This window comes from Mammaliicoccus sp. B-M6 (genome assembly GCF_022386965.1).
In the GTDB taxonomy this organism is placed as follows: domain Bacteria; phylum Bacillota; class Bacilli; order Staphylococcales; family Staphylococcaceae; genus Mammaliicoccus; species Mammaliicoccus sciuri_A.
The window spans coordinates 1-8,433 of the sequence record NZ_JAJNHJ010000057.1; the positions used below are offsets into that span (position 1 = coordinate 1).

Below are 8,433 nucleotides of genomic sequence, written 5' to 3' on the forward strand. Positions count from 1 at the left end.
ATGGTTATGAACCAGCTTCTTTTACATGATCAAATTAAAGATAGAGTTATTAAGTATCTTGAATAACTTACACACTTAATTTGACAAAGCCACTTCAACCAAGACATCACCCGCAACTGCCTCCAAGACTTGGTCCAATCCTATCTCGCTCCCTACCTTATACACCTATTAAACTGTTGATATATATCTTCTGCGATTTCTTGTGATGCTATACCGCGTACGTTCATGCGACCGTCTTTAAATAAGGTCATGGTCATATCGTCATATGCTATAAATTTTACATATGCGTTTTCTTTAGCGATATGTCCTGGGAAGTGATGTGCTAATTCAAATGCGTGTTGTTTAAATCTAAACATGAACGTATCTCCACATAATGCTTCTATTGATGAAAGGGATGGTGTGTTTAATGCTTGATAAATCCCTTGCTCACAGACAACGCAGTCATCGTCTTTTAATAAATTGATATTTGTTGCGCGTATGTTCATTTCAAATGTATCTATTGTGATGAGCTTTTTGGAAAAAGATTTTCCAGCAACATATCTGAGTAATTCTGACACTTCGTAACTGGCTACTTGTTGAACAACTGGTGGTAGCACGCCATTTATCGCACAACTTTCTCCAGTTTGAGGTACGCTTTGAAGGATACATCTTAAGCAAGGTCCACTATAATCAATTGCATAAACGGTCCCTTTACTTCCGACTGCTGCGCCATATATCCAAGGAATGTTTAATTTATGGCAAGCTTCATTGATTAAAAAGCGCATATCAAATTGATCCATGCCATCGATTACAATATCTGGTTGGACATTTTGAATAATCGTTTCAATGTTTTGTGCTGTTAATTCTTGATGGATAGCATTCAATTCTACATGATGATTAATCTGTTTAATTTTCTCCTTTAAAGCAACGACTTTAGGAAGCATTTCTTCTGCATCACGTTCATCATAGAGTGCTTGACGATGTAGATTAGAAAGCTCAACGATATCCATATCGATTATCGTTAATTGATGAGCACCCATGCGAGCAAGTAGTTCTGCAACATGACTGCCTAATGCACCTGCACCCATGATCAATATACGTGTATTCTGCAATGTTTCTTGGCTATGCTCGCCGAACTGTTGAAACTTCATTTGTCGCTCATAACGTTCCATTACAAGAACCCTAATCCTTCAGTTGGACTTGATGCTTGTGCTGTATATTTAACAGGGATTCTACCTGCCTCATAACTTAATTGTCCGGCTTCAATACCTAATTTCATCGCTTCAGCCATTTTGACAGGGTCTCTCGCACCAGAAATGGCAGTGTTTAATAAAATTGCATCTGCACCAAGTTCTATCGCATAACAAGCATCTTTTGGTGAACCAATACCAGCATCCACGATAACGGGTATGTTAGCTTGTTCAATGATATATCTTAAATTGAGTGGATTATTAAGACCTCTGCCTGTTCCAATTGGAGAAGCTAGCGGCATAATTGCGTGAACACCTAATGCTTCAAGTCGTTTAGCTAACACAACATCACACGAAATATATGGACAGACAATATAGCCTTTATCTAATAATATTTCACATGCTTTATAAGTTTCGATTGGGTCTGGTAGTAAAGTCTTATCGTCACCGATAACTTCTACTTTAATTAAGTTGCAAAGCCCAGCATGATTGGCAATTTCTGCAATACGTACAGCTTCTTCTGCAGTATGTGCACCAGCAGTATTAGGAAAAGTAATAAAGCGATTTAAATCAACATTTGCTAATGGGTTGGGTAATGATTTGTCATATAGATTCATTCTTCTTACAGCAAAAGTGAGCACTTCTGCACCTGATGCTTGGATTGCTTTAGATTGTGTTTCTTCATCTTTAAATTTACCAGTACCTAATAATAATCTTGAGTTGAGTTCATATGGTCCTATTTTTAACATTTTATCCGCCTCCAACAAATTCTAGTAGTTCTAATCTATCTGATTCTCTAACAGTAATATCATTAAATTGTTCACTTTTAATGAGTGTATCGTTCCATTCGACGATGATTCTATCTTTATCTAATTCCAGTGAGTCTAGTAAATCTGACAACGTTAACGCATCTTCAAAATTAAATTCATCACCATTAATGATACATTTCATAAATGGACACACCTCCTCACTTTAAATGCTTTTAATAACGTGGGTCTTTCTTCATAAACAATCCATTCAGCCATTAATTTACCGATGATAGGTGACAGTAATATGCCATTACGATAATGACCTGTAACAATATATAAATCTTCATCGATTTCATCCATAATAGGCCATTCATTATCAGTGTATGGTCTGATTCCCGACCATTTATGAATGAGTCGACTACTTGATAATAATGGAATGTATTTACATGCTTGACGCATTAACCAATTCTCTCCTTCAACTGATGTGCCTACAGTATAGTCATCTACATAACTCGTCGCACCCACTAAGAATCGATTGTCACGTTTCGGCACAATGTAACAGCCATTCGTCATGAAAAGTGTTTGTTCTAATTTTAAGTCTGGATGTTCTAACAGTAGAACTTCGCCTTTAACACCAGTTACTTTTGGCTCAATTTCATAGTCTGCTAATAACTGATGACTCCATGCACCTCCAGCAACAATGACTTTTTTGGAAAGTAAAATTTGGTTTGCAGTGAGCACTTTAAACGCATTATTTAAGCGATGAATGGATTTAACTTCAGTGTGATAAATGCGTTCAATTCCTTTGTACTCAATAGATTTCAACAAAGCTTTAGCATATTGATTGGCATTAATTTGTCCATCAAATGGAATATAAATCGCTTTATGATTATAAGAAATCGTATGATTTGAAAGATGACGAAGTGATTGACTATCTAACGTCGTAACTGAACGATCGCGTTTATTCAAAAAACGATATTGCGCTGTTAAGCTGTCGATATCATCTCGTGAAGCGGCCATTTTAATTAAACCGTGTGCTTGATAATCAATATTGATATTCGTCTCTTTATATAACGTGTGACTGAGTGATTCGAAATAATCTCTCGAACGTAATGCAAGTTGATAAAGGGGTGTATCTTCAATAAATTCATTCTGTGCACCTAACATGCCACCAGCTTTATAAGATGCGTGTAATCCAGGTACATCTCGATCTATCACAGCGATAGACAACGAATCATTCTTAAGTGCTAATTCACGCGCAATAGACATGCCCATGACACCAGAGCCAACAATTAACACGTCATACATATGCAAGCCACTCCTCTCTTAATAATTGAATTTCACGCAAACTTCGATCTCTGAAAAATGAAATTGCACAAACACCTTCAAAACCATGAGGTAACGACTTAATAGAATGCGTATCTATGCCACCAATTGCATAAACAGGAATATCTATAGATACTGCATCTGTTATGTCTTTTGAAGACCTTGGTTTAAGACCATGTTTAGAACGCGTTTCAAACACATGACCAAAGAATACAAAATCTAAAGACCACTCACGTGCGCGTTTCACAGTTTCAACTGAATGTGTAGACATACTAACGGATATATGAGGGTGAAGCTTTTTATATTCAAATGCTTGCACGTCATTTTCACGAAAATGAATAAAATTTAAATCATATTTTTCAAGTATGACCATATCTGAATGAATCATTAATTTCGTTTGTGGAAAGCCATTTGCTAATAAATAATCAAGCACCCAGCATAGATCATCACGTGTCATAGGCACTCTCAGTAATAACAAATCAATCTCTTCTGCAATCTCTATATAATGTTCTAAATCAGTAACATCTAAGTCTTTATACGGTGTAACAGCAATAAACAATGAAATCACTCCAAATAAAAAACGCTATTTTTCTGTATAGAAAAATAGCGTAAAAATTTAATTATAAGTATAAGTAAGCTTATATACGCCACTTTCCTACGCCAGTATGAACTGGATCAGGTTCAAGGAATCCCGAAGTCACTACTTCAGTCTCAGCCTATAATAAGGCACTTCCAGTGGACATTTATTTAGTTATTACATCCATTGTACATATAAAAGTAAGAATGTTCAAATTTATATGTTATTGAGTTACAACCTAAATTATTCCATTCTACTAATTTTAAAATTTTGTGAAATAAAATTCGCACAACCAATTATTTATTAAAATAGAAAATAATATTGACATTGATAACTATTATCAATTAAATTAGATGATCAAAAATGATTACACACTTTGTGTGATACGGAATTTATATCGTGTGAATTACATTTATTTCAGTAAAATATGGAAAAACGGAAAATAAGGCCCTTAAGGTGTGAACCTTAAGGGTCTTTGTTTACATTTTTTTAAGTTTTGTATTTATTTTTTTGCTTTGTTGAATATTGAGATACATAAATATAAACCAGATAACGAGGAATATCAATGCGAAGGTTGTGAGTCCGCCAATGAGTGGTGCTGGTTGTAATGGTATCCAGTTATTAATTGTTGAAACGATAAAGAACGTAATGATACTTCCACCTAAATGAATGATGAGTTTGAATAAAAGTGGTATTTGATCGATTTCATAAACTATTGGTAGAAATCCACAAATTGCTCCGAATATATAAACGCTGAAGACTGCTTGGAAGTCAATTGTTACATCAAATATTGCGATAAATATGAGCATAATGCTGCTTCCTATACCGATACCTTGTAGAATAGATTTAAAGATTTTGTTCATAATGTTCTCCTCCTTATATACCTAATATTTCAGTTAAATTTTTAACATACCTTCTTGAAATGGTTACTTTTTTATTATTGGATAAAGTTGCATATAAATTCCCTGAGAATGACGGTGATACTTTGGTGATATGTTCTATGTTGACGATAGATGATTTACTAATTTGTACGAACTTCTGCTTAGGCAACGTTTGCTGTAAGGCAGTGAGTGACATTCGAGTTGTGAGTGTTTCACTGAGTGTTATGATGTTCAGTTGTTTATCAAAAACTTCTGCAAAAATGATATCTTCTTTTAAAATAAGTGACGTTCCTTGTGAAGTCTTAATACCTATTTTATGGTTGGATGTTTCAAATTGTTGAATATACGTTAATAGGTTATGACCAAGTTCTTGTTCAAAGGTTCTGATTGAAATATCCGTCGTCGTTTGTGAAGTGTCGATGTTTAGTTGAACGTTGAATGGCTCTGTCATAGCATAACCTCCTTTGGTTATATAGTATGTTGTATCACATTATTTGTCAGTAGTTATGTCATAACCGGTTGAATATACGGTGTAAGTGGTTAGGTAATGATTGTATAGAAAAAGCTTCCTGAACTTGTCTTCTTGAGACAAATTGAGGAAGCTTAATTTTATATTTTTAACATGCTTCGGAAACCTCTTGCGCCATAATAAGAATCAGCGCCATTATGGTACGTGAATACTGTGTCATAACGTAAATCACAGAATAATGCACCGCCAAGGTCTCTAATTTTTGCAGGTGTTTCAATCCAACTAGATGTTTTCTTATCAAATTCACCGAGTGTTTGTAAATGTCTATATTGTTCTTCATTAAGTAATGTAACCTTCATTTCATGAACCATGTCCATTACGCTTGTTTCTGGTTTATGTTTCTTTCTAGATTCTAATGCTGCTCTATCGTAGCAAACACTTCTACGACCTTTAGGACTTTCTTTCGAACAGTCTACGAATATATAAGCATCGTCTTCTAATCCTATTACATCAGGCTCTCCTTCAGTTTGTTCCATTTGATTAAGTGACCATAATTTTTCTGGATGTTCATTTAATCGTTTTTCTACATCTGACCATTCTATATTTTTATGACGTTCTGGAAATTTTTCGAAACGCTTTTGTAAAATTATAAGCAGTTCAGCTTGTTCTTCTTGTGAAAGTTTTTGAGTTGTCATAAAATACTCCTTTTTTATTTTATTGTAGCAAACTATGAAGCAATTAAAAGCAATATGTGATTAGGCTTTATCTTTTGTATTTAAAAAGTCTAAAAATTCGTCTCCCCAATCACAAATGCCATTAACAACAGGTTCTAAATTTTTACCTATTTGTGTCAGACTATATTCAACTTTAGGCGGTACGACCGGATATACAGTACGGTTTACGATATGATCGTCTTCAAGTTCTCTCAACTGTCTAATAAGCATACGCTGATTAATATCTGGTAGTTTCTTTTCTAATTCGTTGAGTCTAAGAGGTGACGCTTGTAATAAATGCCAGATGATTGGTATTTTCCAACGACCTCCAATAACAGATAATGCTAAGTCTTTAGAATTATAATATTCCGTTTCTTTATAGTTAATTAATACCATGATACAACCCCATTTCTTCACTAAGTGACATATTTGTCAGTATTGCATAATTTCATACATTGTATCACAATTATTAGTGTAAAGTAATATAGATAAAGGAGATATGATTAATATGAAATTACAATTAGCAATTGATTTATTAAATAAAGAAGAAGCAGCTCAATTAGCGCAACAAGTTGAGGAATATGTAGATATAGTAGAAATCGGTACACCTATCGTTATTAATGAAGGATTAGGTGCAGTAGAAAAATTAAGTCAATCTGTTAAAGATGTTCAAGTATTAGCTGACTTAAAAATTATGGATGCTGCTGGTTATGAAGTAAGCCAAGCTGTTAAATTTGGTGCAGATATCGTAACAATTTTAGGTGTAGCAGAAGATGCTTCTATTAAAGGTGCAGTTGAAGAAGCGCATAAACATGGTAAAGAATTATTAGTGGATATGATCGCAGTTCAAGATTTAGAAAAACGTGCGAAAGAATTAGATGCATTAGGTGCAGATTATATCGCTGTGCATACTGGTTATGACTTACAAGCTGAAGGTGTATCACCATTAGAAAGCTTACGTACAGTTAAATCAGTTATCAAAAATTCAAAAGTAGCAGTAGCAGGTGGTATTACACCAGAAACAATTCAATCTGTTGCTGATGAAAATCCAGATTTAATTATTGTTGGTGGAGGAATTGCTAACGCAGACGATCCAAAAGCAGCTGCAAAATTATGTAGAGAAATTATTGAAGGTAAATAATATGACTCGTTATCAATTAATATTGGATGAAATTAAGCAAACATTAAATCAAGTAGACTTGAAGGATACTGAGCAATTCGTAAATAGCTTGTTGTCAGAAGATCTAGTGTTTGTAGCAGCTAAAGGACGCTCTGCATTCGTTGCGAACAGTTTTGCTATGAGATTGAACCAATTAGGTAAGAAAAGTTATGTAGTAGGTGAGACAAGTACACCTTCTATTCAAGAAGGAGATAAATTATTGATTGTCTCCGGTTCAGGCTCAACAGCTCACTTGAAATTACTCGCACAAACAGCAAAAGATATCGGAGCGAATGTCATATTAATTTCTACAAAAGAACAATCACCAATCGCTGAAATAGCAGATGATGTGATCGTTTTACCAGCAGGTACTAAATATGATGAAAAAGGATCAGAACAACCACTAGGAAGTCTATTCGAACAAAGCACTCAATTATATTTAGATAGTATCGTAATAGATTTAATGGAACAATTAAACGTAAGTGAAACATATATGCAAAATAAACACGCGAATTTAGAATAATAGAGGAAACCGTCTGAAACATTCAGACGGTTTCTTACTTTTTAGATAGAGATGAGTGTTGTTGGAAGTGTGAATATTGCAAGTGGGGAGCGACTAGCAATATTCAGGACCTTGTATTTATCAAGACTGTCCAAACAAGATAAACATACTAAGATTAGCTGTGAAGAAATCTATGACGATAGATTTTTTTACAGCTATTTTTTATAGTTGTAGAGAGAAGTAGACTGAGGAGTCTATTGGGTTTCAAATCCGTAAGATAAACTTGTCAGTTTAACTCTCACCTTTTGAAATTCGGTTGTAGTATGTAGGGCTCTTGAAGTCGTGTATAGGAAAGTGAAATGAGAAAGGTTAATTAAGCTTGAAGCTTCTCAATTAAAATAAGGAGGTTGTTAGGTGAATTATTTTGGCATTGATATTAGTAAAAGAACAAGTGTTATTGCCCATTATCAAGACGATATTTTTCAGAAAGAATTCACCATTCAAAATAATAAAAATGGGTATAACCAGCTACTTAATTATTTGAATGAAATGGATCAATTTCAGTTTGTATTTGAAGCCACAGGCATTTATTCAAGAGGTATGGTGAAATTTTGTAGAGTAAATCAAATTGATTTTATTGAAATGAATCCATTAGAAGCAAGGTTTAAAACAAGTTCATTAAGAGCGTGGAAGACAGACGAATCTGATGCTCATAAATTAGCGCTTTTAGCGCCATATTTAAAGGCGAGCACCAGTCTAGATTCAAATCCTGATATTTTCTTTGAATTACGTGAACGAGCTCGATTTCATGTTGAAATTGAAAACGATCAAAATCGATTGAAAATAATGATTATCGAATTACTTCATCAAACTTTTCCAGGACTTGAA

12 protein-coding genes and 1 riboswitch are annotated in these 8,433 nt (G+C 34.2%); of the genes, 3 read left to right on the top strand and 9 right to left on the bottom strand.

From position 1 onward, the window contains the following. Positions 1–152: 152 nt before the first annotated feature. The 9 genes from LQ693_RS12980 to LQ693_RS13020 form a co-directional block, all read right to left on the bottom strand. The gene (locus LQ693_RS12980) at positions 153–1,151 is read right to left on the bottom strand and encodes a ThiF family adenylyltransferase (protein WP_103361651.1); all 999 of its coding nucleotides are present in this window, start codon (positions 1,149–1,151) and stop codon (positions 153–155) included. Beyond that, the gene (locus LQ693_RS12985; protein ID WP_198052302.1) at positions 1,151–1,918 is read right to left on the bottom strand and encodes a thiazole synthase; all 768 of its coding nucleotides are present in this window, start codon (positions 1,916–1,918) and stop codon (positions 1,151–1,153) included. The genes LQ693_RS12980 and LQ693_RS12985 overlap by 1 nt, the downstream gene beginning before the upstream one ends. A 1-nt stretch (position 1,919) precedes the next feature. Continuing rightward, the gene (gene thiS, locus LQ693_RS12990) at positions 1,920–2,120 is read right to left on the bottom strand and encodes a sulfur carrier protein ThiS (protein ID WP_025905802.1); all 201 of its coding nucleotides are present in this window, start codon (positions 2,118–2,120) and stop codon (positions 1,920–1,922) included. Next, positions 2,117–3,226 (bottom strand): glycine oxidase ThiO, encoded by a 1,110-nt coding sequence (gene thiO / locus LQ693_RS12995; RefSeq protein WP_103361649.1) that lies wholly within the window; start codon positions 3,224–3,226, stop codon positions 2,117–2,119. The genes thiS and thiO overlap by 4 nt, the downstream gene beginning before the upstream one ends. Further along, entirely contained in the window at positions 3,219–3,812 is a 594-nt protein-coding gene (locus LQ693_RS13000; protein WP_374229772.1) for a thiamine phosphate synthase, read from the bottom strand. Before LQ693_RS13000 ends, thiO begins: the two co-directional genes overlap by 8 nt. A 67-nt stretch (positions 3,813–3,879) precedes the next feature. Beyond that, positions 3,880–3,988: riboswitch (TPP riboswitch) on the bottom strand. 312 nt (positions 3,989–4,300) lie between these two features. Continuing rightward, positions 4,301–4,684, bottom strand: coding sequence for a DUF3021 domain-containing protein (locus LQ693_RS13005; RefSeq protein WP_025905799.1), 384 nt, complete (start codon positions 4,682–4,684; stop codon positions 4,301–4,303). Between the two features lie 13 nt (positions 4,685–4,697). Beyond that, positions 4,698–5,153: a LytTR family DNA-binding domain-containing protein gene (locus tag LQ693_RS13010; protein WP_051575455.1), complete on the bottom strand. Its 456-nt coding sequence runs from the start codon at positions 5,151–5,153 to the stop codon at positions 4,698–4,700. 158 nt (positions 5,154–5,311) lie between these two features. Then, the gene (locus tag LQ693_RS13015; protein WP_239703244.1) at positions 5,312–5,866 is read right to left on the bottom strand and encodes a DUF4256 domain-containing protein; all 555 of its coding nucleotides are present in this window, start codon (positions 5,864–5,866) and stop codon (positions 5,312–5,314) included. Positions 5,867–5,926: 60 nt separating this feature from the next. Continuing rightward, entirely contained in the window at positions 5,927–6,280 is a 354-nt protein-coding gene (locus tag LQ693_RS13020) for a winged helix-turn-helix transcriptional regulator (RefSeq protein ID WP_025905796.1), read from the bottom strand. Between the two features lie 112 nt (positions 6,281–6,392). On the opposite strand from LQ693_RS13020, the gene hxlA reads away from it, so the two are divergent. The 3 genes from hxlA to LQ693_RS13035 all read left to right on the top strand — a co-directional run. Further along, positions 6,393–7,025 carry a 3-hexulose-6-phosphate synthase gene (gene hxlA / locus LQ693_RS13025; RefSeq protein WP_025905795.1) on the top strand — a complete coding sequence of 211 codons (633 nt, stop codon included), beginning with the start codon at positions 6,393–6,395 and terminating at the stop codon, positions 7,023–7,025. Between the two features lies 1 nt (position 7,026). After that, positions 7,027–7,566 carry a 6-phospho-3-hexuloisomerase gene (gene hxlB / locus LQ693_RS13030; RefSeq protein WP_198052301.1) on the top strand — a complete coding sequence of 180 codons (540 nt, stop codon included), beginning with the start codon at positions 7,027–7,029 and terminating at the stop codon, positions 7,564–7,566. Between the two features lie 393 nt (positions 7,567–7,959). Further along, on the top strand, positions 7,960–8,433 hold a 474-nt coding region (locus LQ693_RS13035; RefSeq protein ID WP_239743713.1), incomplete at its 3' end, for an IS110 family transposase.

Coding starts and splice junctions, on each gene's coding strand:
- LQ693_RS12980 (WP_103361651.1), bottom strand. CDS start 1,151: ATGGAACGTTATGAGCGACAAATGAAGTTTCAACAGTTCGGCGAGCAT.
- LQ693_RS12985 (WP_198052302.1), bottom strand. CDS start 1,918: ATGTTAAAAATAGGACCATATGAACTCAACTCAAGATTATTATTAGGT.
- thiS (WP_025905802.1), bottom strand. CDS start 2,120: ATGAAATGTATCATTAATGGTGATGAATTTAATTTTGAAGATGCGTTA.
- thiO (WP_103361649.1), bottom strand. CDS start 3,226: ATGTATGACGTGTTAATTGTTGGCTCTGGTGTCATGGGCATGTCTATT.
- LQ693_RS13005 (WP_025905799.1), bottom strand. CDS start 4,684: ATGAACAAAATCTTTAAATCTATTCTACAAGGTATCGGTATAGGAAGC.
- LQ693_RS13010 (WP_051575455.1), bottom strand. CDS start 5,153: ATGACAGAGCCATTCAACGTTCAACTAAACATCGACACTTCACAAACG.
- LQ693_RS13015 (WP_239703244.1), bottom strand. CDS start 5,866: ATGACAACTCAAAAACTTTCACAAGAAGAACAAGCTGAACTGCTTATA.
- LQ693_RS13020 (WP_025905796.1), bottom strand. CDS start 6,280: ATGGTATTAATTAACTATAAAGAAACGGAATATTATAATTCTAAAGAC.
- hxlA (WP_025905795.1), top strand. CDS start 6,393: ATGAAATTACAATTAGCAATTGATTTATTAAATAAAGAAGAAGCAGCT.
- hxlB (WP_198052301.1), top strand. CDS start 7,027: ATGACTCGTTATCAATTAATATTGGATGAAATTAAGCAAACATTAAAT.